This window comes from Streptomyces violaceorubidus (assembly GCF_000717995.1).
In the GTDB taxonomy this organism is placed as follows: domain Bacteria; phylum Actinomycetota; class Actinomycetes; order Streptomycetales; family Streptomycetaceae; genus Streptomyces; species Streptomyces violaceorubidus.
On record NZ_JODM01000034.1, the window covers coordinates 1 to 24,853 of the forward strand.

The following is a 24,853-nucleotide window of genomic DNA, read 5'->3' on the forward strand; positions in this document are numbered from 1 at the left end:
CTCGGTGCTTTCCAGGTTCCCGCTTCCGCGTTTCCCTTTCCGGCGGTTCCGACTCTATCAGATCCTTTCGGCCCTGATTCCCCGTCAGAAGGGGTTGTCATCCCGGCCGTTGGGCCGTTCCGACGTCTCAAACCTTAGCGGACCCTCTCGGCGATTCCCAATCGAGGTCGATCGGGGCGACGAGTGACCGGCGGAATTGAATTCGGGCGCGCCGAAGTCATTCCCGCTGGGGGATCGTGCTGGTGGTTTGGTTGCCGCTGCTGCGGCGGGAGGTGCTACCGCAGAACCGTTACGGTCCCGTGGCAACCCGAAGAACCTTACGGATCCCGTAGGGGCCTGTCAAGCGTCGGTGTCAAGATCTTTAATCGAGGTCACTGAGACGGCCACCGGCGTCCGGCTGCGCGTGCTCCACCCTGCGCAGGAGGCGGGTGAGCACCTCGCCGAGCGCGGCGCGGTCCTCGGCGGAGAGGTCCTGGAGCAGGTCCTCCTCGAAGACCGTGGCGAGGCGCATGGCCTCCAGCCACTTCTCTCGCCCCTCGGCCGTGATCGCCACGATCACCCGGACCCGGTTGGTCTCGTCGCGCTCCCGGGTGACCAGGCCCTCCGTCACCATGCGGTCGATGCGGTGGGTCATCGCGGCCGGGGTCAGGCCGAGGCGCTTGGCGAGGGCGCCGGGGCCGAGCCGGTAGGGGGCGCCGGAGAGCACGAGGGCCTTCAGCACCTCCCAGTCCGTGTTGCTGATGCCCAGCTCGGCGGTCTGCCGGCCGTACGCGACGTTCATCCGGCGGTTGAGGCGGGAGAGTGCCGAGACGATCTTCTCGACCTGGGGGTCGAGGTCCTGGAACTCGCGCTGGTAGGCGGCGATCTGCTCTTCGAGGGTCGGCTCGCCGGCGCCGGAGGTGTCGCCCATGGCCGCAGTATGGCACGCGGCTCCTTTGCCTTGAAGTCCTTCGGTATGTACTCTTTATCTTTGAACTTTAGCTTCTAAGTCTTCAGCTCTAACGGCTGGAGCGATCGATCCCGAGAGATCAAGAGAGGGTGAACGTGACCAGGGCAATGGGCGCGGCGATGCGCCGGATCCACGTGGGCAACGCACTCAGCGCGTTCGGACTCGGCTTCACGGTCCCCTACCTGTACGTCTATGTGGCGCAGGTGCGGGGACTGGGTTCTGTCACGGCGGGCCTCGTGCTCGCCGTCTTCGCCGTGGCCGCGCTGATCGTGCTGCCGTTCGCCGGGCGGGCCATCGTCCGGCGCGGCCCGCTGCCGGTCCTGCTGGTCGCCCTGGTCACCGCCGCGCTCGGCGCGATGAGCCTCGGACTGTCCGCCTCGGCGGGCACGGTGCTGCTGTCCGCCGCCGCACTCGGCGCCGGGCAGGCCGTGATGCAGCCCGCCCTCGCGACGATGATCGTGGACTGCTCCACCACGGAGACCCGGTCGCGCGCGTTCGCGACGCAGTTCTTCCTGCAGAACCTGGGACTCGGTGTCGGCGGGCTCATCGGTGGTCATCTGGTCGACACCACGAGCGCGTCCTCCTTCACGCTGCTGTTCGCCATCGAGGCGGCGATGTTCCTGGTGCTGGTCGCCGTCATGGCGACGGTGCGGTCGCCGCGCGCTCCGCGGATCGAACAGGCGCCGGGGCAGACCGGGGGCGGCAGCTGGAAGCAGCTGCTCGGCAACCGGGCCATGGTGCAGCTGTGCGTGCTGGGCTTCGTGCTGTTCTTCGCCTGCTACGGGCAGTTCGAGTCGGGGCTGAGCGCCTACGGCGTCGAGGCGGCCGGGATCTCCACGTCCGCGCTGGGAACCGCGCTGGCGGCGAACACGCTGATGATCGTGGTCGCGCAGTTCGCGGTGCTGAAGTTCGTGGAGCGGCGCAAGCGCTCGCGCGTGATCGCGTCCGTGGGGCTGATCTGGGCCGTGGCGTGGGCCGTGGCCGGATACGCGGGGCTGGGGCACGGCAGCCAGACGATGGCCACGGCCGCGTTCATCTCGACGTACGCGCTGTTCGGGCTGGGAGAGGCGATGCTGTCGCCGACGCTGGCGCCGCTGGTGGCGGATCTGGCGCCGACCGGGCTCGCCGGGCAGTACAACTCCGCCTTCGCCCTGGTGAAGCAGCTCGCGCTGGCGATCGGACCCGCGGTGGGCGGGCCGCTGGGTGCTTCGCTGCACGCGCCGTACGTCGTGGCGTTCCTGTTGTTCTCGTTGGGCATCACGGTGCTGGCGGTGCGGCTGGGGCGGCAGCTCACGGATGTACAGAACCAGCCGTCGCTGGCCCGGAGCCGGGTGGTCACGCAGGGCGGGGCGCCTGCCGACGCGGTGGTCGTCGCGGAGGCGTGAGCGGGACGGCGGCCGGGGGCTCGGGGGCCGGAGGCCGGGCACCTCTCCGCCTCCGGCGCCGGGTCACGGCTTCTGCAGGACGAACTCGCACCACACCGCCTTGCCGCCGCCCGGGGTGCGCCGGGACCCCCAGTTGGAGGCGATCGTCGCGACGATGGCGATGCCCCGGCCGGACTCGTCCCCCGGCTCCGCGCGGCGGCGTCTGGGGAGGTGGTCGTCGCCGTCGGTCACCTCGATGATCAGGCGGCGGTCGGTACGGCGCAGGCGCAGCCGCATCGGCGGGGTGCCGTGCTGGAGGGAGTTGGCGACCAGCTCGCTGGTGGCCAGGACGCCGAGGTCGTGCAGGTCGGTCGGGAAGCGCCAGCTGGTGAGGACGCCGGAGGCGAAGGCACGCGCGCGTGGGGCCGCTTCCACCCCGCCGAGCAGTTCCAGCGCGGCGTTGCGGAACAGCTCGGCCTCCGCGCCCCCACGGGCGGGGTGCTGGAGGACCAGGACGGCGACGTCGTCGTCGTGGTCCGGGGTGACGCCCGCCGAGCGGATCAGTCGGTCGCAGACCACCTGGGGGGTGCCGGCGGCGCCGGACAGGGCGCGCTCCAGGGCGGAGATGCCCTCGTCGAGGTCCTCGTCGCGGCGTTCGACCAGGCCGTCCGTGTAGAGGACGGCCGTGGAGCCCGGGGGCAGCGCGATCGAACCGGACGCGTGGATCCAGCCGCCGGTGCCGAGCGGCGGGCCGGTGGGCTCGTCGGCGCGCTGCACGGTGCCGTCCTCGTCGCGGACCAGGATGGGCAGGTGGCCGGCGGACGCGTAGACCAGCCGGCCCTCGTTGGGGTCGTGGATGGCGTAGACGCAGGTGGCGATCTGGTTGGCGTCGATCTCGGCGGCGAGGCCGTCGAGCAGCTGGAGGACCTCGTGCGGGGGCAGGTCGAGGCGGGCGTAGGCACGGACCGCCGTACGGAGCTGGCCCATCACGGCCGCCGCGCGGACGCCTCGGCCCATGACGTCGCCGATGACCAGGGCGGTGCGGCCGCCGCCGAGGGTGATCACGTCGTACCAGTCGCCGCCGACCGCGGCCTCGGTGCCGCCGGGGTGGTAGGTGGCGGCGACGCGCAGGTCGTCGGGCTCCTCCAGCTTCTGCGGGAGGAGGGAGCGCTGGAGGGTGACGGCGGTTTCCCGCTGGCTGCGTTCGCTCGCGCGCAGACGGCCGGCGGCCTCGGCGTGGTCGGTGACGTCGGTCGCGAAGACCAGCACCCCGCGTCCGTCGCCGGGGCGGCCCGCGCCGACCGGGGTGCAGGTGAAGGTGTAGGAGCGGCCGTCCGTGGCCTTGCGGGACTTGAGGGTGCGGGGGCGTCCGCTGCGCTGGACCTGGTCCAGGAGCGGGAAGAGGCCGGGCTCGTCCAGCTCGGGGAGGGCCTCGTGGGCGCGGGCGCCGAGGTCGCGCCTGCCGAAGGCGGCGACGTAGGCGTCGTTGACGTAGGCGAGGCGGTGTTCGGGGCCGTGGAGGAGGGCAACCAGGGCCGGGACGCGATCGAGGACGTCGCGTACGGGCAGCTCGTCGACGCTGGGGACCTCGGGGGCGGCCGGGGACTCGTCGGTCAGCTGCTCGGCGCGGGCGGCGGGGACGGAGCCGTCTGCCCGCCGGTCCGGGGAGAGGGCCGTGGCCGTGTCGGTCCGCGCGGCGGCGCGGCGCTGTGTTCCGGGGAGTCGGGCGCTCCAGCGCGTGAAGTTCACGAATCCTTGCCTCGTGTAGTTGTCGGCGGCCGGGGACCGGGACGGGCCGGGGCGGCCCGGGCCCCGGGGGCCGCGCTGGGGCGAGCGGCGGCGCGCCCGCGGTGGTGGACCAGTCTGGCAGGGTGCCCGCCCGGCCGACATCCGTCAGACGCCCCAGCGGCCGGGGGAGTTCCTGAGTCCGGTCAGGACGACCCCTTCGGGTTGTGCGGGGGCTCCTGATGAGGCTTTCCACCGGCCGCGAGTTCGAACTCCGCCCGCGGATGTTCGAGTGACCCCAGGGAGACGATCTCCCGTTTGAAGAGTCCGGCGATCACCCATTCGGCGAGCACGCGCGCCTTGCGGTTGACGGTGGGGACCCGGCTGAGGTGGTAGGCGCGGTGCATGAACCACGCGGGGTAACCCTTGAGCTTGCGCCCGTAGACGTGGGCGACGCCCTTGTGGAAGCCGAGGGAGGCGACGGAACCGGCGTACGCGTGCGCGTACGTGTCGAGAGGCTCGCCGCGCAGGGCGTGGGTGACGTTGTCGCCGAGGACCTTGGCCTGGCGCACGGCGTGCTGGGCGTTGGGGGCGCATTCCCGGCCGGGTTCGGCGGCGGTGACGTCGGGGACGGCGGCGGCGTCCCCGGCCGCCCACGCGTGCGGGGCACCGTCGACCGACAGGTGGGCGGTGCAGGTGAGCCGGCCGCGCTCGTCGAGGGGCAGGTCGGTGGCGGCGAGCACCGGGTGCGGTTTGACGCCGGCCGTCCACACGACCGTGCGGGTGGGGAAGCGGGAGCCGTCGCTGAGGACGGCGACGCGGTCGGCGCAGGACTCCAGGCGGGTGTCCAGGCGTACGTCGATGTTGCGGCGGCGCAGTTCGGTGACGGTGTAGCGGCCCAGTTCCTCGCCGACCTCGGGCAGGATCCGGCCCGAGGCCTCGACGAGGATCCATTTCATGTCCTCGGGCGTGACGTTGTGGTAGTACCGCGCGGCGTAGCGGGCCATGTCCTCCAGTTCGCCGAGGGCTTCCACGCCCGCGTAGCCGCCGCCGACGAACACGAAGGTGAGGGCGGCGTCGCGCAGGGCGGGGTCTCGGGTGGAGGAGGCGATGTCCATCTGTTCGAGGACGTGGTTGCGCAGGCCGATGGCCTCCTCGACGGTCTTGAAACCGACGCCGTGGTCGGCGAGTCCGGGCACGGGCAAGGTACGCGAGACGGAGCCGGGCGCGAGGACGAGTTCGTCGTACGTGATCCGGCGGGCGCCCGTCCTCTCCTCGTCGGTGGCGAGGGTGGTGACCGTGGCGGTGCGGGACCGGTGGTCGATGGACCCGACCTCGCCGACGACGACCTCGCACTGGCCGAGGACGCGGCGCAGGGGCACGACGACGTGCCGCGGGGAGATCGAACCGGCCGCCGCCTCGGGGAGGAACGGCTGGTACGTCATGTAGGGATCGGGGGTGACGACCGTGATCTCGACCTCGCCCCGCCGCAGTTCGCCCTTGAGGTTCCGTTGCAGCCGCAGGGCCGTGTACATCCCGACGTAGCCACCGCCGACAACGAGAATGCGCGCACGTTCCTTCACCATCCCATGACGCACCCGACGCTTGCGTTTGTCCACAGGCTCGTCAATTTGTGTGACCGGAGATCGCCTGCGCGCCGAGCCGGGCGAATCGCTGCGGCGCCGGATGGTCACGCAGGTCAGCGTGGGTGAGTAGGGGGGTGGCGAGCGGCACATTCGGGGCGTATGCGATCCGTGCGCCGATCGGGGGGCGCTCTGTGCGGAACGTGCCCCTTCTGAATTGACCCCCGCTCAACTATGTTCTTTCCGACGGTGTGCAGGGGGATGTGCTCATGGGGTCCGCGACGGGCGGGCCGCACCACCGGGCCCGTTCCACGCGCTCCGGCTTTCGATGGCGGGGAGTCTCCGGGGGGAGACGTCATTACCGGGGGATTGTCTATGCATGTTCAGGATTCTCATTGGTCGTCCGCGTCGGCCGTCGCGCCCGGCGGTGCGATGAACGCGGGGGTGGGCGGCGCACGCGGCGACGCGGCGCGGAGCGCGCCCCTGCGCGTGGACGCCCAGCGCAATCTGGAGCACGTGCTGCGCGCGGCGCGGGAGGTGTTCGGCGAGCTGGGCTACGGCGCTCCGATGGAGGACGTGGCGCGGCGCGCGCGGGTCGGTGTCGGCACGGTCTACCGGCGTTTTCCGAGCAAGGACGTCCTGGTGCGCCGGATAGCCGAGGAGGAGACGGCGCGGCTGACCGACCAGGCGCGTACGGCCCTCGGGCAGGAGGACGAGCCCTGGTCGGCGCTGTCCCGCTTCCTGCGGACGTCGGTGGCCTCGGGTGCCGGCCGGCTGCTGCCGCCGCAGGTACTGCGGGTCGGGGTGCCGGACGACGCCGACGGTGGCGTCGTCGGTGCCGGTGGTGCGGCGGCCGGTGACGCGCGGGTGCCGCAGCAGCGGATACAGCCGGGCACCGGCGAGCTGCGCCCGGTGCCCGGGGAGCCCGCCAGGACGGGGGCGGCGGCCGGTGCCGCGGGTTCCGCCGCGGACGCGGCGGGCGCGGCGGGCGCGGCGGGCGCGGCGAGTCCCGGCGCCGGGGGCTCTGACGCGGGTGCCGTGGCGATCGACGACGGGGCAGCGGCGCTGCTGGAGGTCGTGGGCCGGCTCGTGGACCGGGCGCGGGCGGCCGGTGAGCTGCGGCCGGACGTGTCGGTGTCGGACGTCCTGCTGGTGATAGCCACGGCGGCGCCCTCGCTGCCCGACCCGGCTCAGCAGGCGGCGGCTTCGGCCCGGCTGCTGGACATCCTGTTGGAGGGACTGCGGTCGCGGCCGGCGTGAGACGGCGGCGTTGCCGCCGGGCGGCCTGCTCATCCTTCCCCGAACGGCTGAGCGTTATTACCGCGTCCCGACAAGTCCCCACAGACGAGTGACGGTGGGCACAGGGGGGTCCTGAACAAAAGCCAATATGGCACGCTGACCCGGTGTTCGGACGGGCTGGGCAGGTTGGCGGGGGCTTTCCGCGATGAGCGTTGACGGGCGGGACGGGTCACTGGGCGACGGGGAGCACCGTCCCGGGGACGTCGAGACAGGCGACACCCGGGACGGTGACGCACCGCAGGTGCCGGGCCAGGGCGGCCGGGGCCGGGCCCGGCGGGACGGTGCTCCCGCGAAGGGCGGCGGCCCGGCCGAGGACACCGGCCGTGGCGGCCCCGCGGAGGACGGTGCCCTCCCCGGTTCCGCGCAGGACGGTGACCGCGTGATCCCCGTCGAGGACGGGGGCGTTGCGGGGGCCGGGCTCCCGGCCCAGCGCGAGCTGCACGAGGACGGCGTCCTGCCCCCGCCCCGGGAGCCGTACGACGGTGGCATCCTGCCCCCGCCGCGGGAGCTGCCGGCCCCCGACGCCGAGCTGATCGAGCGGATGCGCTCGGGCCACGACTCGGCGTACGAGGAGCTGTACCGGCGCCACGCGGACGCGGTGCGCCGGTACGCGCGTACCTGCTGCCGCGACGCCCACACCGCGGACGACCTCACCGCCGAGGTGTTCGCCCGCATGCTCCAGGCGGTGCGCGGCGGTTCGGGGCCCGAGCACGCCGTGCGCGCCTACCTGCTCACCGCGGTCCGGCGGGTCGCCGCCGGCTGGACCAGGTCGGCCGGGCGGGAGCACCTCGTCGAGGACTTCGCGGTGTTCGCCGCGCAGGCCGCGCACACCGCGAAGGCGGACGACGACACCCTGGAGCTGGGCGCCGACGTCCGTGCCATGCACGAGGCCGAGCAGTCGATGGCCATGCGGGCCTTCCGGTCGCTGCCGGAGCGGTGGCAGGCCGTGCTGTGGCACACCGAGGTCGAGGACGAGTCGCCGAGCGAGGTGGCCATGCTCTTCGGGCTGGACGCCAACGGCACCCGCGTCCTCGCCAGCCGCGCCCGCGAGGGGCTGAAGCAGGCCTATCTCCAGGCCCATGTCAGCGATGCCCTCGCCACCGACGAGGAGTGCGCCCGCTACGCCGACCAGCTCGGCACGTACGCGCGCGGCAGGCTGCGTATCCGGGCCGAGCGCGGGCTGCGCAAGCACCTGGAGGAGTGCGCCAGGTGCCGGCTGGCCGCGACCCAGATCGAGGAGGTCGCGAGCGGCATTCCCGCCGTGGTGCCGGTCGCGGTCATCGGCTGGTTCGGCGTCGCCGGGTACGCGAAGGCGGCGGGGCTCATCGCCGGAGGCGCGGGCGCCGGTGCGGCGGGAGCCGCGGGCGCGGCGGCCGCGGCGAGCGGCGGCAGCTCCGGCGGGGCGGGCGCCGGGGGCAGTGCGGCGGCCTCCGAAGGGCTCGGCGCACCGGTGAAGGCCGGTATCGCGGCCGGTGTGGTCGCGGTGGCCGCCGCGGCGGCGCTGGCCCTCGCGCTGGTCGGCAACGACGCCCCGGCCGAGGAGCCGCCGAAGGCCGCCCCGCCGGCCTCCTCACCGGTGGCACAACCCGCCCCGGACACCCCCACGCCCTCGACGCGCCCACCCGCACCGGTGTCGGCACCCAAGCCGCCCCCGAAGCCCGAACCGAAACCGACCCCGAAACCCACCCCCACCCCAACACCCCCACCCCCTAAACCGTCACCGTCACCACCGCCACCGCCACCACCGCCCTCCTCACCGCCACCGCCACCGCCCGCCCCCACCGTCTACGAGTGGAGCGAGCTGGCGTACGACGTGAGCGGCGACGGCACCGGCCCCGAGATGCGGCTGACCGCGAGCAGCTGGGTGTGGCAGCGCTCCGCCCTGTCGATCGACGACGTGTCGTACCCGCACGGCGTCACCGTCAACGGACGCTCCTCGGTCACCATCGACCTCAACCGCGCGTGCTCGTCCTACGACGCCCTGGCCGGCGTCGACGACCTGACGATGAAGCTGGGCAAGGTCCACTTCTCGGTGTACGCGGACGGCGTCCCCGTGTGGAACTCGGGGATGGTCAAGGGCGGGGACCCCGCCGTACCGGTCCACGTGGACATCACGGGGCGCGAGACCCTGCGGCTGGTGACCGAGCCGCACAGCCCCCTCGACTCGCTGGCCCTCGCGGACTGGGCCCAGTCCCGCTTCACCTGCGCGTAGGTGTCCGCGGGACCGGCTGCCCCACCGCCGCCTCCAGCTCGCCCACGACGTCCCCGGGCGTGAGGACGGCTCCCCCGGCCAGTTCGAGGGCGTACCGGTCCCCGCCGAGGGCCTCGCGGGCGGCGGCCTCGGCCCGTTCGGCGTGCGCCCGGTCCGGCACGGGGCGCGGACGGTCGCCGCGCCAGTGGCCCGCGGCGCCGAGCAGCCGTACCGCACGGGCGTGGTCGCCGAGGTCGCTCAGCAGGCCCGCCGCGCTGTCCACGAGGGTCGCGACGACCAGGTCGGCGCACCGCTCCTCGACGGCCGTCCGGAGCGTGTCCGCCAGCAGCGGCAAGGCCTGCCCCGGACCGGACTCGCCCGCCGTCACGAGGGCGTCCACCAGCCCCAGCATGGCCAGGAACTGCGGCGGCGGCGTGCCGCGCAGGCACTCCTCGCGGGCCGCCTCCCACAGGCCGCGCGCCCGCGTGAAGTCCTCCTCCACCACCGCGAGCCCGGCCCTCAGCATCAGGACGAAGGCCTTGGAGTCCACCACGCCGTACCGGTCCGCCGCGGCGCCGGCCTCGTCGAGCACGTCGAGTGCCGTGCCGTGGTCCCCCTCGCGGTAGGCGATCTCGGCGAGCCGGGCGATGAGGAACGGCGCCTCCGCGAAGGCGCCCACCTCCTCGGCGAGCCGCAGCGCCTCCGCGTACTCGGCCCTGGCCTCCTCGTAGCGGCCGCGCACCATGGCGGCCTCGCCGAAGGCGCTGCAGACCTGGGCCTCCACCAGGCGGTCGCCGACCCGGCGGCTGAGTACCCGCAGCTCCGCGAGGTCGTCGTCGATGCCCGCGGCGGCGCCCGAGATGTCGACCACCGCGTGGGTGCGGAACATGAGGCTGGCGGCGATCTCCCACTCACCGCCGTAGGCACGGCAGTTGGCGACGGAGGCGTCCATGGAGGCGCGGACGTCGCCCGAGTCGCTGACGAAGAACTCGGTCAGCGGCCACACGAGACCGGGCACCCGGGCCGCTTCGGGGCCGCCCGCGGCGAAGTGGTCCCGCACCCGCCGGACGTACCGCCGCATCCGCTCGTCCAGCAGTCCCTCCCTCGGCGCCGTCTCGAAGGTGAGGAGGATGTGCATCATCCGCACCCGCATGCGCAGGGAGTCGAGGGGGCGCGGCGGCCCGCCCTCCCCCACGGCGAGCAGTGCGTCGACGGGGTCCGCTGCGGCGGTACCGCGTGCGAGGACGTCGGCCGCGGGCACCCGGCCGCCGCCCTCCGCGTCCAGGGCGGCTCCGAGGCGCAGCACCCGGTCCAGCCACCTGACGCCCTCGTGCCGGTAGTTGCGCAGCCACCAGAACCAGCCCATGGCGAGCGCGAGGGCGGCGGCCTCCGGCTCGTCGCCCGCAGTCAGGGAACGGTCGAGGGCCGCACGGATGTTGTCGTGCTCGGTCTCCAGGCGGGAGATGTACGGCAGTTGTCCGGCCGAGCGCAGCCGCGGGTCGGCCTCCTCGGCCAGGGCGCGCGCCCACGCGCGGTGGGCCCGTTCGGCGGCGGCGCGCAGCACGGGGACCTCACGGGCGCGCTCGTCGGCGTACTCGTGGATGGTCTCCAGCATGCGGTAGCGCATGCCGGCGCCCTCGGCGCCCGGGTCGGCGACGACCAGGGACTTGTCGACGAGGGCCCCGACGAGTTCCGCCGCGGGTCCGCTCGCCACGGCCTCGGCGGCCGGGAGGTCCCAGCCGCCCGCGAAGACGGACAGCTCGCGCAGCATCGTGCGTTCCGCCGCGTCGAGGAGGTCCCAGGACCAGTCGACGACCGCGCGGAGGGTCTGCTGGCGGGGCAGGACGGTGCGGCTGCCCGAGGTGAGCAGGCGGAAGCGGTCGTCGAGCCGGTCGGCGATCTCCCGCGGGGTGAGCAGTCGCAGCCGGGCGGCCGCCAGTTCGATGGCCAGGGGCAGTCCGTCGAGGCGCCGGCAGATCTCGGCGACCGCCTCCTCGTCCCGCAGGACCGCGTCCGCGTCGGGACGCACGGCACTGGCACGCGCGGTGAACAGGCGCCGCGCCTGCTCGGGGGTGAGCGGCTCGACCGGGCGCACCGACTCGCCGGGCACGCCCAGGGGTTCCCGGCTGGTGGCGAGGACGGTGAGGCCCGGGCAGCGGGTCAGCAGGGTCTCGGCGAGCCGGGCAGCCGCGCCGATGACGTGTTCGCAGTTGTCGAGGACCAGGAGTTGGCTGCGCGGGGCGCAGTACTCGACGAGCAGGGCGACGGGATCGTCCTGCACGGCGGGCCGGTCTCCGGTCAGCAGCACGGTCTCGCGCAGCCCGAGGGCGTTGACGACCGCGCCGGGCACCGCTTCCGGGCGGTCGAGCGGGGCGAGCTCGACCAGCCAGGCCTGCGCCAGCCCGGCGGCGGCCTCCTCGGCGAGGCGGGTCTTTCCGGATCCGCCCGGTCCGGTGAGGGTGACGAGGCGGGACCCGCGCAGTTCGCAGCGGATGGCGTCGAGTTCGAGCTCCCGTCCCACGAAGCTGGTCAGCCGGGGCCTGATGTTGCCCCTGCGGCCGTCGGGGGTCCGCTCGAACGGCGCAGGGGCGCGCACCGTGCCCTGTGCGCCGAGCAGTTCGGCGTGCAGGGCGCGCAGCCGGGGGCCGGGTTCGGTGCCGAGGCCTTCGGCGAGGGTGCGGCGGGTGCTCTCGTAGGCGGCCAGGGCGTCCGCGTCGCGGCCGGTGGCGCGCAGGGCGCCGATGAGGAGGGCGTGCAGCGGTTCGTCGTACGGGTGGGCGGCGGTCAGTTCGCGCAGCCGCGGTACGGCGTCGTGGGCGTGGCCGAGGCGCAGGCCGGCCTCGATACGGGTGCGGGTCGCCTCCAGGTGCAGGGCCTCGGGCCCGGCGGCGTGACCGGGGAGGTCGGCGAGGGCGGGCCCGCGCCAGAGGGCGAGTGCCTCGTCCAGGTGCCGGGCGGCGGCGACGGCGTCGCCGCGTTCGAGGGCGGTGGTGCCTTGGCGTACGAGGCGCTCGAAGACGTACAGGTCCACGTCGTCGCGGGTCGCCGCGAGCCGGTAGCCGCCGGGCGCGGAGTCGACGGCCCCCTTGCCGACGGTACGGCGGAGGCGGCCGACCAGTGCCTGGAGGGCGGCGGGGGCGTCCTGGGGCGGCTCGTCCTGCGCCCAGACCTCGTCGATCAGGGTGGCGGGCGTGACGACGTCACCGGGGCGGAGGGCGAGGGCGGTGAGCAGCGCGCGCAGGCGGGGGCCGCCGGGGCTCGCGACGGTGCCGTGGTCCTCCGTCTGGGTGACGCCCAGGATTCTGTACCGCACGGGGTCATTGTCGCCGCAGCGGTGGGGTGGGGGCACCCGGCGTCGTCTTGTCGCCCAGTGTCGACGCGGTCATTTGTCCGGCGCGGACTTGGCGCCCGGGGTGGGTGTGGGCCGGGGGGGGTGGGTCGCGTGGCCCGGCGCTGCCGGGGTGCCGCTGCGCCCACCCGTGCCGCCCCAGCGGCACGACTGCCCGCAGCTGGGGCGGGACGGTGGGAGAGCCGCGTACGGCGAGCGGGGGACGCGGGGCGTGGGCGGCAGCAGCCGCGTACGGCGAGAAGGGGTCGTGTCGGGGGGTGTCCGCCCGCAGCGGTTGGCGCGTCAACGGAGTTCCAGATCCCTGTCCCACCGATTCCGCGCCGTTCCGACCGGAGCCGCACAGGCGCCGCAGGCACCCGCAGGCACCCGCAGGCACCCCGTCACCCCCGCCGCACAACCGCCCCAGCCCCGCCCAGCGCCCCCCGCTGCGGCGCGATGCCCGCAGGTACCGCGCGCTGGCGGGCCGGGGTGCCGGTCCAGCAGGTGCCGCGGCGGGCCAGCAGGCGCCCGAGCCACAGCTCCAGCGAGACGAGGTCGGCCAGCCCGTCCAGCGGCAGCGGCTCACCCGCGGCAGCCGCCCGTACCGCCCTGCGCACCACCCGCGCCTCCACCAGCCCCGCCTCCGCGAGCAGCGGCCGGTCGAAGAGCCCCAGCAGGGAGTCCGCGGCGACCCGCAGCCCCGTCCGCGCCGTCGAGGCGGCCAGCGCCTGCGTGGGCGCCCCCCACCCGCTGGGCAGCTCGCTCACCCCCGCCCCCTCAAGCACCGTCCGCAGGATCGCCGCCCGCGCCCCCGGCTGCACCCGCAGCGCCTCCGGCAGGGCCCGGCAGGCCCGGACGACCTGGTTGTCGAGGAACGGCGTGTGCAACCGCTGGAAGCGGACCTCCGCCGCCTGCTCCAGCACCCGCACCTCCGCGGCCTGCCGCGAGAGAGCGGCCCGCGCCCGGAAGTCGCCCGGCCGCTGCCCCGGACCCACCCCCGACCGCTGCGAGGACGTCTGGAGGCGAACCGATACTTCAGCCAACGCCTCTCCGGTCAGCCACCGCGCCGCCGGCCCCGGCCCCGCCCAGGTCAGCGCGGCCAGCGAGGCGTCCATCGCCCCGTCGCCCGGCGTGTCGAAGCGTCTGCGCAGCAACCGCTCGGCGAGCACTTCGAGCCCGCTCCGGTACGGCGTCCGAGCCAGCCGCCGCGCCGCCCCGTACACGCGCGCGGGGACCAGCACCGACCCGTCGGCCTTGGCGAGCGCGGCCACCGGCCGGACCAGGTGGCGCCGCTTGCGGTCCATCAGCAGGTCGGCCAGCCGCGCCGGATGGGCGTCCAGGACCTGCCGCGCCCCGTATCCCGTGAAGTGGTCCGCGCTTCCCGCGGCCAGCCGCGCCCGGTGCCGGGCGGCGGCGACCAGGACGGAGCCCGGTTCGTCGGTCAGCGGCCCGTCCAGCGCGGCGTACGGCAGCATGTCCTCGCCGCCGGTGACCACCACGTGGTGCAGCCGCGGGTTGGCCGCCAGCGCACCCGCCCGCGCCAGCTCGGGTTCCTGCCCGCCGACCGCGAGGTCGTTGAAGGTGACGGCCAGCAGCCGCTCCCCGGCCCCGGTGCCGTGTCCGAGCACGGTCCCCGGCATCCCCGGCAGCCCGGCCGCCAGCAGCGCCAGCGTGCCCGAGGCCGGCCCGCCGGACAGATCCGCCCCGATCCCCGGCACCGGCATCCCGCGCGCCGCACGGCGTTCCGCGGGCCCCATGCCCGGCACCGGCCCGGGGTCGATGCCGTCCCCGGGGATGTGCCGGGGCGCGGCGAGCCGGGTGCGCACCGCCTCCACCAGGGCGTCCCGCACGCCGTCCACCGCGCGGTCGGGGTCCGCCGCGGGCGCCGCGACGGCGAGCGAGGCCACCGGCTCGTACCCCGCGATCTCGCGCGCCCCGGCGCGCAGAATCAGCGCGTGCCCCGGCGGAACACGCTTCACGCCGTCGTACGGGGTGGAGTCGTCCAGCGCGGCCGGCACATCGGGCGTGGCGAGCAGCGCGGCGAGGTGGCCGAAGTCGAGGTTGGCCTCGACGAGGTCGGCCAGCGGCAGCGCGGCGGTCGCGTAGGCGGTGCCGCCCGCCCAGGGAGTGTGGAAAACCGGCCGCGCGCCCGCGAGGTCGCCGCAGACGGTGATCCGCCGCCCCACCTGGACGACGGCCGTGTAGCTGCCGGGCCACGCCGTCAGATGCCGAAGGGCACCCCCGCGCGCGGCGAACAGCGCGACCCGCAGCTGCTCGTCGCTCGCGCCGCAGATGCCGAGGACGGCGATCCGGGTCTGCGGATCGGCGGTGACGACGCGCACCTCGTCGGGGCGCCAGTCGCCGACCGCCCACAGCGGGTCGGGGTCGCCCCACAACTGCTGGGCGCCCACGGGCTGCACGGTCTCGCCGTCGTAGCCGGTGGCCCCCGCGGAACCGGCCGCCCCGGCGATCCCCGCTGCCCCCACGGCGGCGCTGCTCCACCCCACCAACCACCGCATCGACGCCTCCACAGGCTGGGGACAACCAGTGCACCGCACGAACTGGTTCCCCATGCTGCCATGAAGGGCGCGCCGCAGAGCGCCGCCGGAGCCGCGTGTGCTCCCTCAGTGCGCTCTCGCGGAGACTCACGCGAGGACGCCGGCTCCCTTCCGGCGCCTCCTGGGTGCCGCACCGAAGGGAGTGAAGACGACGCGAATGCGCCCCCGCAACGCGCCCTTTGGCTCCCCTGCGCGCCCTCAACTCCCGTGGTGAGGGCGGTAGTACCCCGGAATCACCAGAGGTGATTTTCAGCCAAATCGACGTCACGCAGTCGCACTCGAACACGCTCCGTACAACTCTGCGCACCAGCGGGTGGAGTACCGCCGGCGCGCAGTCCGGGGGACGGGCCTCGCCCCCCGGACCGGTCCGCCGCCCGCGGGGATGTAGGCGGCGGCGTCCCCCAGCCCACTGGATCCAGTACAGCGGGCCGACCCACGCACCGCCCATGGAATCGCTCCCGCCGTGGCCGGAGAAGAGCGCACGCACGGGCGCACGGCCACACATCGGGAGCACGCGGCAACAGACCGTGCATACACCGCACTTGAGTACGGACCACAATCCCGCCATCCGGAACAATGCCTCTTAACGCATGGGATGCGGCGAACTACGCTGGGTTTACGAATGCCGCGTGGCTATGCCAGCGCGGCAGCCGTCTGTGTCGAGGGGTGGCGCATGTCCAGGGAGCAACGCGGGCCGAACGAGAAGCTCGGCACCGTTCTCGCCCTCGCGGGAATCAGCAACGCAGGACTCGCCCGACGCGTCAACGACCTGGGGGCACAACGCGGGTTGACGCTTCGCTACGACAAGACGTCGGTGGCGCGCTGGGTGTCGAAGGGCATGGTGCCGCAGGGTGCGGCGCCGCACCTCATCGCCGCCGCCATCGGCCAGAAGCTCGGCCGCCCGGTGCCGCTCCACGAGATCGGCCTGGCGGACGCGGACCCCGCCCCCGAAGTGGGCCTCGCCTTCCCCCGGGACGTCGGCCAGGCGGTCACGTCCGCCACCGAGCTGTACCGTCTCGACCTCGCCGGGCGCCGGGCCGGCGGCGGCATCTGGCAGTCGCTCGCGGGGTCGTTCGCGGTCAGCGCGTACGCGACGCCCGCCTCGCGATGGCTGATAACCCCGGCCGACAGCTCGGTGGCGCGCGAGGCGGGCCCCGCCGAGGGCTCCGGCGCACCGCTCAAAGTCGGCCACAGTGACGTGCGGAAGCTGCGCGAGGCCGCCGAGGACGCCCGGCGCTGGGACTCCAAGTACGGCGGTGGCGACTGGCGTTCGTCGATGGTCCCCGAGTGCTTACGCGTCGAGGCGGCTCCGCTCCTCCTCGGCTCCTACAGCGACGAGGTCGGCCGCGCCCTGTTCGGCGCCTCGGCCGAACTGACCCGCCTGGCCGGGTGGATGGCCTTCGACACCGGCCAGCAGGAGGCGGCCCAGCGGTACTACATCCAGGCCCTGCGCCTGGCCCGCGCGGCGGCCGACGTCCCGCTGGGCGGATACGTGCTCGCCTCCATGTCCCTCCAGGCGACCTACCGCGGCTTCGGCGACGAGGGCGTGGACCTCGCCCAGGCCGCCCTCGAACGCAACCGCGGCCTGGCCACCGCCCGCACCATGAGCTTCTTCCGCCTGGTGGAGGCACGCGCCCACGCGCGCGCGGGGGACGCGGTGGCGGCCGGGGCCGCGCTGAAGGCCGCCGAGAGCTGGCTGGAGCGCTCCCGCCCGGGCGACAGCGACCCCTCGTGGCTGGGTTTCTACTCCTACGACCGGTTCGCCGCCGACGCGGCCGAGTGCTACCGCGACCTGAAGGCACCACGCCAGGTCCGCCGCTTCACCGAGCAGGCGCTGTCGCAACCGACGGAGGAGTTCGTACGCTCGCACGGCCTCAGACTCGTCGTCTCGGCGGTGGCCGAGCTGGAGTCGGGCAATCTGGACGCGGCCTGCGAGCAGGGCGTGCGGGCGGTCGAGGTGGCCGGCCGCATCTCCTCGGCCCGCACCACCGAGTACGTGAAGGACCTCCTGCACCGCCTGGAGCCGTACGGCGACGAGCCGCGCGTGGTGGAGTTGCGCGAGCGCGCCCGCCCCCTGCTGGTGACTCCGGCCTGACGGACCGCCCGCTTCCGGGTTTGAAGGCATTGTCAGTGGCGCAGTGCACTATCGAAGCCGGGAGGTGGACCGGGATATGGGACAAGCGCTGGAACAGGCGTTCGACTGCGATGTGCTGGTGATCGGCGGCGGAATCGTCGGCCTGTCGACGGCGTACGCGATCACGCGCGCCGCCCCGGGCACCCGCGTCACCGTCCTGGAGAAGGAGCCGGGCCCCGCCCGCCACCAGACGGGCCGCAACAGCGGGGTCATCCACAGCGGTGTCTATTACCGCCCGGGCTCCCTGAAGGCGCGCTACGCGGTCCGGGGCGCCGCCGAGATGGTCAAGTTCTGCGCCGAGTACGGCATCGCCCACGCCGTCACCGGCAAGCTGATCGTCGCCACCGACCGCGCCGAGCTGCCCCGCCTGCACGCCCTCGTCCAGCGCGGCCGGGAGAACGGCATACCGGTGCGCGAGCTGGGCGGCCCCCAGATCCAGGAGTACGAGCCAAAGGTGCGGGGCCTGGCCGCCATACACGTCGGCACCACCGGCATCTGCGACTACGGCGCCGTGGCCCGGCAGCTGGCCCGCGCGTCCGGCGCGGAGATCCGCTACGGCGCCGAGGTGCACCGCATCGACCGGCGCCCCGGCGTGGGGGTCGCCGTCGGCACCCGTGCCGGGGACGTGCTCCGCGCCCGGGTCCTGGTCAACTGCGGCGGGCTGCACTGCGACGAGATCGCCCGGCTGACCGGGGACGACCCCGGCATGCGGATCGTCCCGTTCCGGGGCGAGTACTACGAGCTGGCCCGGCCCGAGCTGGTGCGCGGCCTGGTGTATCCGGTGCCGGACCCGGCGTTCCCGTTCCTCGGGGTGCATCTGACCCGGGGGATCGACGGCGGCGTGCACGTCGGGCCGAACGCGGTACCGGCGCTGGCGCGCGAGGGCTACGGCTGGGGTGTGGTGCGCCCCCGCGAGCTGGGCGCGACCCTGGCCTGGCCGGGTTCGTGGCGGATAGCCCGGCGGCACTGGAGGTACGGCGCGGGGGAGCTGCGCCGGTCGCTGTCCAGGACCGCGTTCACGACGGCGGTCCGCAGGCTGCTGCCGGCGGTGACGGAGGACGACCTGGTGGCCGCCCCGGCCGGGGTGCGGGCGCAGGCGGTGCTGGCGGACGGCACGCTGGTGGACGACTTCCTGATCAAGGAGGGCGCCCACGCGGTGCACGTACTGAACGCGCCGTCGCCCGCGGCGACCGCGTCCCTGCCCATCGGCCGGGAGGTGGCGCGCAGGGCGCTGGCGCTGCTGGCGGACCGAAGCACCTCCGGCGCCCCCGCCTCCTAGCCGCACCCGGCCTACCACCCTGATGACAGGCTGTAACAACCTCGACAGGCCATCGCAACCGCGTGCGCGGACTAAAATCGACGCATTGTGTCTGACTTCCACCACACCCCCGAAGCCGAAGCCGCTCCCCCGCCCGCGGCCGGGACCTCCCCGCGCCACGGCCGCGCGAAGGGCGAGCCCCGTTTCCCCGACGGGCCGAAGGCCGATCCCGCAGGGTCGCACTTCGAGCGGCGGATCCGGAGCTTCCAGCCACGGCGGAGCCGGGTGACCGCCGGGCAGGCGGACGCCTTGCAGCGGCTGTGGCCCGGGTGGGGACTGGACATCGACGGACAGCGGGTCATCGACCTCGCCGAACTCTTCGGCGACGCCCGCCCCGTGGTCCTGGAGATCGGCTTCGGCATGGGCGAGGCCACCGCGCAGATGGCCGCCGCCGACCCGGACACCAACATCCTCGCCGTGGACGTCCACACCCCCGGTCAGGGAAACCTGCTCGCTCTCGCGGAGCGGGCGGGGCTGTCCAACATCCGGGTGGCCAACGGCGACGCGATCATCCTGCTGCGCGAGATGCTCGCCCCCGGCTCCCTCGCCGGGCTGCGCGTCTACTTCCCCGACCCGTGGCCCAAGAAGCGGCACCACAAACGGCGGCTGATCCAGCCGGAGTTCCTGTCCCTGGCCGCGACCCGGCTCGCCCCGGGGGCCGTCGTGCACTGCGCCACCGACTGGGAGCCGTACGCCGAGCAGATGCTCGACGTGCTCACCGCGCACCCCGACTTCGAGAACACCGTGCCCGGCGGCGGATTCGCGCCGCGCCCCGACCACCGGCCGCTGACCCGTTTCGAGGGCCAGGGACTGGACAAGGGACATGTCGTGAACGACCTGCTCTTCCGTCGCGTACAGCACAAGGAGCTGTCCCCCACCGGTTAGGGTCCATGCCGTGGCCACCTGTCCCCCGTACCCGAGCCGTGCGCACCGGCATACGCACTGGTGGCAGCGCCCCTGGGTCCGTTACGGCGCGCTGATCACCCTGCTCGCGCTCTCCGGCCTGGTGATCCTGGCCCTGGTGCGCGAACAGACCGGTACGCGGGGCTTCCTGGTGGGACTGGGCCTGGCGGTGCTGCCGGTGCCGCTGCTCATAGCCGCGTTCCGCTGGCTGGACCGGGTGGATCCCGGCCCCTGGCGGAACCTGCTCTTCTGCTTCGCCTGGGGGGCCTGCGCGGCGGCGCTGATAGCGATCGTCGCCAACAGCTTCGCGACCCGCTGGATAGCGACCGCGACCGCCGATCCGGCCGGCGCGGACACCCTGGGCGCCACGGTCATAGCGCCGGTCGTCGAGGAGTCGGCCAAGGCGGCCGCCGTCCTCCTGGTCTTCCTCTTCCGCAGACGGGACTTCACCGGCATCGTCGACGGCGTGGTCGTCGCCGGGGTCACCGCCACCGGCTTCGCCTTCACCGAGAACATCCTCTACCTGGGCAACGCTTTCGGCACCGACCAGCTCACCGGCGACCGCGGCATCGCCTCGGTCACCGCGGCGACCTTCGTCGTGCGCGTCGTGATGTCGCCGTTCGCGCACCCGCTGTTCACCGTGCTCACCGGCATCGGCTTCGGCGTCGCCGCGCTCTCGGCGGGCCGGCACCGGCTGCGCCGGGCGCTGCTCCCACCGGCCGGGCTGCTGCTGGCGATGGGAATGCACGCCCTGTGGAACGGCTCGGCCGCCTTCGGCCAGTACGGCTTCTTCGCCGTGTACGCGGCGTTCATGGTGCCGTCCTTCGGCCTGCTGACCTGGCTGGTGATCTGGACCAGGCAGCGCGAACTGGGCACCGTACGGGCCGAACTGCCCGCCTACGTCGCCGCCGGATGGCTCACCCCCGCGGAGCCGTACGCGCTCGGCTCGATGCGGGCCCGCCGCATCGCCCGGCAGTACGCCCGCCGGCACGCGGGGAAGGAGGGGGCGCGGGCGGTGGCGCGGTACGAGGCCTGCGCGACCTCGGTGGCGTTCCTGCGTCGGCGCGCGCGCCGGGGCAGGGTGGGCGCCGACTTCACCGTGCGGGAGCGTGCGCTGCTGGAGGCCCTGTGGCACCTGCGCGACGTGGCCCGCCCGGCCCTGGAGCACGCGGCCCGGGCCACGGCACCGCCGCCCCCGCCGCGGCCCGTACCGCCGTGGGCGTACCCCTACGGCGGGGCGCAGGGCGCGTACGGCCCCCTGACCGCACCCGTTCCCTACGCCCCGCACCCCCTGCACACCCCGTACGCCCCCTACGCGCCGTACGGACCGCACGCGCCATACGGACCGCACGGACCACACGGCCACGCGCCACAGAACCCGCACGCGCCACACAGCCACGCGCCACAGGGCCCTTACGCGCCGCCCGGCCCCCACCGGCCGTAGGTCCGCGCCGGCCGCCCGTCCTGGGGCGGGCGCCGGGTCAGTCGGACGCCCGCGTCAGCCGCTCGACCTCGTCCTCCGCCAGGCTCAGTTCGGCCACGCCCAGCAGGGCAGGCAGCTGCTCCACCGTGCGGGCGGACGCGATCGGCGCCGCCACCGTCGGCCGGGCGGCCAGCCAGGCGAGGGCGACCGTGGCGACGGGGGCGTCGTGGGCCTCGGCGATCTCGTCCAGGGCGGCGAGCACCCGTCGGCCGCGCTCGGTCTCCAGGTGCTTGGCCGCACCGCCCGCCCGCGGACTGTCCACGGACGTGCCCGGCCGGTACTTGCCGGTGAGGAAACCGGCCGCGAGGGCGTAGTACGGCACCGCGGCGAGACCGGACCGCTCGGCGAGGTCGAGCAGCTCGCCCTCGTAGGTGTCCCGGGAGACCAGGTTGTAGTGCGGCTGGAGGGCGACGTAGCGGGCGAGGCCCTCGCGGTCGGAGAACTCCAGGGACGCGGCGAGCCGTTCGGCGGAGATGTTGGAGGCGGCGATGTGCCGCACCTTGCCGGCCTTCACCAGTTCGTCGAGCGCCCCGATGATCTCCTCGACCGGCACTTCGGGCTGGTCGAAGTGGGTGTAGTAGAGGTCGATGTGATCCGTGCCGAGGCGGCGCAGGGAGGCGTCCGCGGCGGCCTTGATGTTCGCCGCGGACAGACCGGGGTACTGGGGGTGCTGGCTGACCTTGGTGGCGAGGACGACGTCGTCACGGTTGCCGCGGGCCGCGAACCACTGGCCGAGGACGGTCTCGGACTCGCCGCCGCTGTTGCCGTCGACCCAGGCGGAGTAGACGTCGGCGGTGTCGACGAAGTTGCCTCCGGCCGCCGTGTAGGCGTCCAGGACGGCGAAGGAGCGGTCCCGGTCGGCGGTCCAGCCGAAGACGTTGCCGCCCAGGGCGAGGGGGAAGACCTCGAGGTCGGAGGAGCCGAGTTTGCGCAGAGAAGTCATGTAGGGCGTCAACGACCGCGCCGGACCGAGCCATTCCGGCGCCCACGCAAAAACCCCGCAAACCGGCAGCCCTGACGTCGGGGGGTTGCCGTCAGGACCGCCGGGGTTCGGCGGGGCACATCAAGGGGCGGGGTGGATCAGCGGGCGGGGGGGTGGATCAGGGGGTCAGGCCCTTGCTCTGCAGCCAGGCCATCGGGTCGATGCCCGAGCCGTCGGAGGTGTGGACCTCGAGGTGGAGGTGGGCCCCGGTGACGTTGCCGGTGGCGCCGACGCGGCCGATGACGTCACCGGTGGTGACCTTCTGGCCGACGCTGACGTTGATGGAGGACTGGTGCGCGTACCAGAGCTCGGTGCCGTCGTCGAGGGTGAGCACGGTCTTGTAGCCGTACGAACCGTCCCAGCCGGCCGACGTGATCGTGCCGCTGTGCACCGCCTTGAGCAGCGTGCCCGTGGGGGCGGCGAAGTCGAGGCCGGTGTGGTGGCCGGAGGCCCACAGGGAGCCGGCCTGGTTGAACGTGGAGGAGATCGTGTACGAGGAGGTCGGCAGCGTGTACTGCTTGGCCAGCTTCGCGAGCCGCTCGGCCTCGGCCTTCTTCGCGGCCTCCTCCTCCGCCTTCTTCTTGGCGGCGGCGGCCTTCTCCTGGGCTTCCTTCTCCGCCTCGGCGGCGGCTTCCGCGGCCTTCTTCTCGGCGGCGGCCTGGGCTTCGGCGGCGGCCTTGGTCTCGACCTGCGCCTGCTGCTGCTCGGCCTGCGCCATGATCCGGGCCCGCAGCGACTCACCGGCGCCGGCGGTGCCGGTGCCCTCCGCGCCGTCGGCGGCGACGGCCTGGGTGATGCCGCTGAGCGGGGTGGCGGAGCCCTCGGGCTCCGGCTCCTCGTCGTCGCCGGGGAGGAGTGAGCCGACGTTCGGCAGGTCCGGCATGGAGATGGACACCGGCGGCTTGCCGGTCTGCGCGCTGGCCATACCGCCCGCGCCGACGGCGGCTATGACCCCGACGCCGAGGACGGTGGAGCTGCGGGCGAGCCCGCCGCGCTGCTTGGCGACGCGGTGCCGGCCGCGCACGGGGCGGATGGACTCCGCGGTGGGGTTCCACTCCTCCCAGGGACCCTCTTCGGCGCGGGGGACGTCGTAGCCGAAGGTGTCGGTGCCGTGCCCGGTGGGCACGAACGGGGCCTCGGGGGCAGGCCGGTTGGACGCCACGTGGGCGTACTCCTTTCCTTCCTTTCGCCTACCGGGTTAGCTGACGGGTTCGGAGCAGGAAGGTCTCCTACGGGTGTGCGCCGACGTGCGGACACGGCGGCATACGCCCGATTCACCCCAATGTGGTGGTTCCCCGGTTCCCTTGCGGGATTCGGCGCGTGCGCACGGAGCCGCCTTCTGTGACGGCTGGGACGACCGCGCTGCGTTATCGAACGTTAATAGACGCGGGGCTCTGATTCCAAGCCGTTCCTCTTGATCGTTAACGGAAACGGCCCGGACGTACCCCTCACGACCGGTGAAAATCGGGCGAGTTGACCCCGCTCCGGTATTCCCTTTCACGCCACGTTCTTCTGATGGTGCGTCAGTTGTTATGCGGAGGGGGTTCGCTCTGTCACGGCTCGTGACAATGATCATGTTCACCCCGCCGGGGACGCCGTACGGCGAGCAGCGCCATGTCGTCCGCCATGCCGCCCCCGGAGTGCCGGCGCACCTCCTCGGCGAGGGTGTCGAGCAGACTCGCCGGATGCGGGAAGACGCGGCCGGTCAGCCGCGCCTGCGGATCGTAGAACTCGCCCTTCGCGTCCCTGGCTTCGGTCAGTCCGTCGGTGTAGAGCAGCAGCGTGGCTCCCGGCGGGAAGGCGGTCTCCTCCGCCCGGTCGGGCCACACGCCCAGCTCGCCCATGCCGAGCGGCAGCGCCGACTCGTGGGCGGGCAGCGGACCGAGGGTGCCGTCGGCGTAGAGCAGCAGGGGCGGCGGGTGGCCGCGGTTGACGATGCGGACCGTCCCGCCGCCGTGCGGGAGTTCGGCGAGTACGGCGGTGGTGAAGCCCTCGAAGGCGTCCAGTCCGTCGCGCCGGGTGCCCTCGCGCGCCAGCGCCCGCTCCAGACGCTGCGCCACCGCCTCCAGCGTCGCCTCCTGTTCGGCGGCCTCCCGGAAGGCGCCGATCACGACGGCGACGGCGGCCACCGCGCCCATGCCCTTGCCGCGCACGTCCCCGACGATGAGCCGGACGCCGCGGGCGCTGTCCTGCACCGCGTACAGGTCCCCGCCGATGAAGGCGTCCGCCTGCGCGGCCTGGTAGCAGACGGCGATCTCGAAGCCCGCGATCCGCTCGGCGGGCGCGGGCAGTACGGCGCGCTGGGCGGCCTCGGCGATCTCGCGGACGGAGACGAGACGCTCGTCGCTGCGCCGGACGAGTCCGTTCACGAGGACGGCGAGCACGGCGACCGTGGCGATGGTGATCAGCTCGGTGAGGGAGTCGACGTAGTGGATGACGCCCTTGCCGAGTTGCAGGCCGACGACCGCGGCGACCACGGCGACGCCGGTGAGCGCCGTGCCGCGCCGCGAGTAGAGCGGGGCGGCGACCAGGGGTGCGGCCGTGTAGAGGGGGCCGGCGGTGAAGTACCTCGGGGTGAAGATGTCGTACAGGATGGCGACGACGATCAGCAGCACGGGGAGCGCGTGCACGAAGGCGCGCCGGAAGCTGGTCCGCCGCCGGGGCGGTCGCCCCTGGGGTGCCAGTGGTCCCGGCTCGTCGCCGAGGCCCGGGTCGGGCACGGGATCGCCGGGGAGTCGGCCGCCCGCTCTGGCGTACGCTCCCTCGTCGTCCACGTCACCTGGCCGCACCACTCGTCTCCCGCCGCCCCGCAGTCCGTGCCGCTCACCGTCCCGGACCCCAGGTTTCCGGGAGCGGGGGCGGGTGGCGAGCGGTGAGGGGCCGACCGGATGACACGACCGGGGGCCGGAACGCACCGAGGGCCGGAACCCTTTCGGATTCCGGCCCTCGGCCTTCAGTAGCGGGGACAGGATTTGAACCTGCGACCTCTGGGTTATGAGCCCAGCGAGCTACCGAGCTGCTCCACCCCGCGTCGTT

General features: G+C 74.0%; 15 protein-coding genes, 1 tRNA gene and 1 riboswitch. Of the genes, 7 read left to right on the forward strand and 9 right to left on the reverse strand.

Annotated features, from left to right (window positions below; translation table 11 throughout):
* Positions 1 to 361: 361 nt before the first annotated feature.
* Positions 362 to 910 carry a MarR family winged helix-turn-helix transcriptional regulator gene (locus IE94_RS0129525; RefSeq protein WP_030190270.1) on the reverse strand — a complete coding sequence of 183 codons (549 nt, stop codon included), beginning with the start codon at positions 908 to 910 and terminating at the stop codon, positions 362 to 364.
* Between the two features lie 146 nt (positions 911 to 1,056).
* Between IE94_RS0129525 and IE94_RS0129530 the strand changes: the two genes are divergently transcribed.
* On the forward strand, positions 1,057 to 2,334 hold the full coding sequence (locus IE94_RS0129530; RefSeq protein WP_030190272.1) for an MDR family MFS transporter: 1,278 nt from the start codon (positions 1,057 to 1,059) through the stop codon (positions 2,332 to 2,334).
* A 63-nt stretch (positions 2,335 to 2,397) separates the two neighbouring features.
* Here IE94_RS0129530 and IE94_RS0129535 read toward each other — a convergent pair whose 3' ends face one another.
* Positions 2,398 to 4,062 (reverse strand): ATP-binding SpoIIE family protein phosphatase, encoded by a 1,665-nt coding sequence (locus IE94_RS0129535; protein ID WP_030190273.1) that lies wholly within the window; start codon positions 4,060 to 4,062, stop codon positions 2,398 to 2,400.
* Positions 4,063 to 4,244: 182 nt separating this feature from the next.
* Positions 4,245 to 5,624 (reverse strand): NAD(P)/FAD-dependent oxidoreductase, encoded by a 1,380-nt coding sequence (locus IE94_RS0129540; RefSeq protein ID WP_030190274.1) that lies wholly within the window; start codon positions 5,622 to 5,624, stop codon positions 4,245 to 4,247.
* A gap of 372 nt (positions 5,625 to 5,996) precedes the next feature.
* Here IE94_RS0129540 and IE94_RS0129545 point away from each other — a divergent pair, with 372 nt between their 5' ends.
* Together IE94_RS0129545 and IE94_RS0129550 are read left to right on the forward strand one after the other, a co-directional pair.
* A complete protein-coding gene (locus tag IE94_RS0129545; RefSeq protein WP_030190275.1) occupies positions 5,997 to 6,881 on the forward strand; it encodes a TetR/AcrR family transcriptional regulator in 885 nt (294 codons plus the stop codon).
* A gap of 184 nt (positions 6,882 to 7,065) precedes the next feature.
* Complete coding sequence (locus tag IE94_RS0129550; RefSeq protein WP_030190276.1) at positions 7,066 to 9,132, forward strand: sigma-70 family RNA polymerase sigma factor; 2,067 nt, start codon at positions 7,066 to 7,068, stop codon at positions 9,130 to 9,132.
* Here IE94_RS0129550 and IE94_RS0129555 read toward each other — a convergent pair.
* A complete protein-coding gene (locus tag IE94_RS0129555) occupies positions 9,119 to 12,424 on the reverse strand; it encodes an ATP-binding protein (RefSeq protein ID WP_037923882.1) in 3,306 nt (1,101 codons plus the stop codon). The two genes, IE94_RS0129550 and IE94_RS0129555, sit on opposite strands and share 14 nt — an antisense overlap.
* Before the next feature lie 416 nt (positions 12,425 to 12,840).
* Complete coding sequence (locus IE94_RS0129565) at positions 12,841 to 14,958, reverse strand: asparagine synthase-related protein (protein WP_030190281.1); 2,118 nt, start codon at positions 14,956 to 14,958, stop codon at positions 12,841 to 12,843.
* Positions 14,959 to 15,670: 712 nt separating this feature from the next.
* Between IE94_RS0129565 and IE94_RS0129570 the strand changes: the two genes are divergently transcribed.
* From IE94_RS0129570 to IE94_RS0129585, 4 genes are all read left to right on the forward strand, one after another.
* Positions 15,671 to 17,092, forward strand: a complete 1,422-nt coding sequence (locus IE94_RS0129570; protein ID WP_030190284.1) for an NsdA family TPR-like regulatory protein — start codon at positions 15,671 to 15,673, stop codon at positions 17,090 to 17,092.
* A gap of 76 nt (positions 17,093 to 17,168) precedes the next feature.
* Entirely contained in the window at positions 17,169 to 18,410 is a 1,242-nt protein-coding gene (lhgO, locus tag IE94_RS0129575) for an L-2-hydroxyglutarate oxidase (protein WP_030190288.1), read from the forward strand.
* An 87-nt stretch (positions 18,411 to 18,497) separates the two neighbouring features.
* Positions 18,498 to 19,334: a tRNA (guanosine(46)-N7)-methyltransferase TrmB gene (gene trmB, locus IE94_RS36215; RefSeq protein WP_030190291.1), complete on the forward strand. Its 837-nt coding sequence runs from the start codon at positions 18,498 to 18,500 to the stop codon at positions 19,332 to 19,334.
* A 10-nt stretch (positions 19,335 to 19,344) separates the two neighbouring features.
* Positions 19,345 to 20,796, forward strand: coding sequence for a PrsW family glutamic-type intramembrane protease (locus IE94_RS0129585; protein WP_030190293.1), 1,452 nt, complete (start codon positions 19,345 to 19,347; stop codon positions 20,794 to 20,796).
* Positions 20,797 to 20,833: 37 nt separating this feature from the next.
* On the opposite strand, the gene IE94_RS0129590 is transcribed toward IE94_RS0129585, so the two are convergent.
* From IE94_RS0129590 to IE94_RS0129605, 4 genes are all read right to left on the reverse strand, one after another.
* On the reverse strand, positions 20,834 to 21,778 hold the full coding sequence (locus tag IE94_RS0129590; RefSeq protein ID WP_030190294.1) for an aldo/keto reductase: 945 nt from the start codon (positions 21,776 to 21,778) through the stop codon (positions 20,834 to 20,836).
* A gap of 157 nt (positions 21,779 to 21,935) precedes the next feature.
* Complete coding sequence (locus IE94_RS0129595) at positions 21,936 to 22,979, reverse strand: M23 family metallopeptidase (protein ID WP_030190296.1); 1,044 nt, start codon at positions 22,977 to 22,979, stop codon at positions 21,936 to 21,938.
* A 10-nt stretch (positions 22,980 to 22,989) separates the two neighbouring features.
* A riboswitch (cyclic di-AMP (ydaO/yuaA leader) is annotated at positions 22,990 to 23,146 on the reverse strand.
* 224 nt (positions 23,147 to 23,370) lie between these two features.
* On the reverse strand, positions 23,371 to 24,591 hold the full coding sequence (locus IE94_RS0129600; RefSeq protein ID WP_051777740.1) for a PP2C family protein-serine/threonine phosphatase: 1,221 nt from the start codon (positions 24,589 to 24,591) through the stop codon (positions 23,371 to 23,373).
* 183 nt (positions 24,592 to 24,774) lie between these two features.
* Positions 24,775 to 24,848: transfer RNA gene (locus IE94_RS0129605), tRNA-Met, on the reverse strand.
* Positions 24,849 to 24,853: the final 5 nt, after the last annotated feature.

Excerpts from the sequence above, each read along its gene's own strand:
- IE94_RS0129525 (WP_030190270.1), bottom strand. The coding sequence starts at position 910 with ATGGGCGACACCTCCGGCGCCGGCGAGCCGACCCTCGAAGAGCAGATC.
- IE94_RS0129530 (WP_030190272.1), top strand. The coding sequence starts at position 1,057 with ATGGGCGCGGCGATGCGCCGGATCCACGTGGGCAACGCACTCAGCGCG.
- IE94_RS0129540 (WP_030190274.1), bottom strand. The coding sequence starts at position 5,624 with ATGGTGAAGGAACGTGCGCGCATTCTCGTTGTCGGCGGTGGCTACGTC.
- IE94_RS0129545 (WP_030190275.1), top strand. The coding sequence starts at position 5,997 with ATGCATGTTCAGGATTCTCATTGGTCGTCCGCGTCGGCCGTCGCGCCC.
- IE94_RS0129550 (WP_030190276.1), top strand. The coding sequence starts at position 7,066 with ATGAGCGTTGACGGGCGGGACGGGTCACTGGGCGACGGGGAGCACCGT.
- IE94_RS0129565 (WP_030190281.1), bottom strand. The coding sequence starts at position 14,958 with ATGCGGTGGTTGGTGGGGTGGAGCAGCGCCGCCGTGGGGGCAGCGGGG.
- IE94_RS0129570 (WP_030190284.1), top strand. The coding sequence starts at position 15,671 with ATGTCCAGGGAGCAACGCGGGCCGAACGAGAAGCTCGGCACCGTTCTC.
- lhgO (WP_030190288.1), top strand. The coding sequence starts at position 17,169 with ATGGGACAAGCGCTGGAACAGGCGTTCGACTGCGATGTGCTGGTGATC.
- IE94_RS0129590 (WP_030190294.1), bottom strand. The coding sequence starts at position 21,778 with ATGACTTCTCTGCGCAAACTCGGCTCCTCCGACCTCGAGGTCTTCCCC.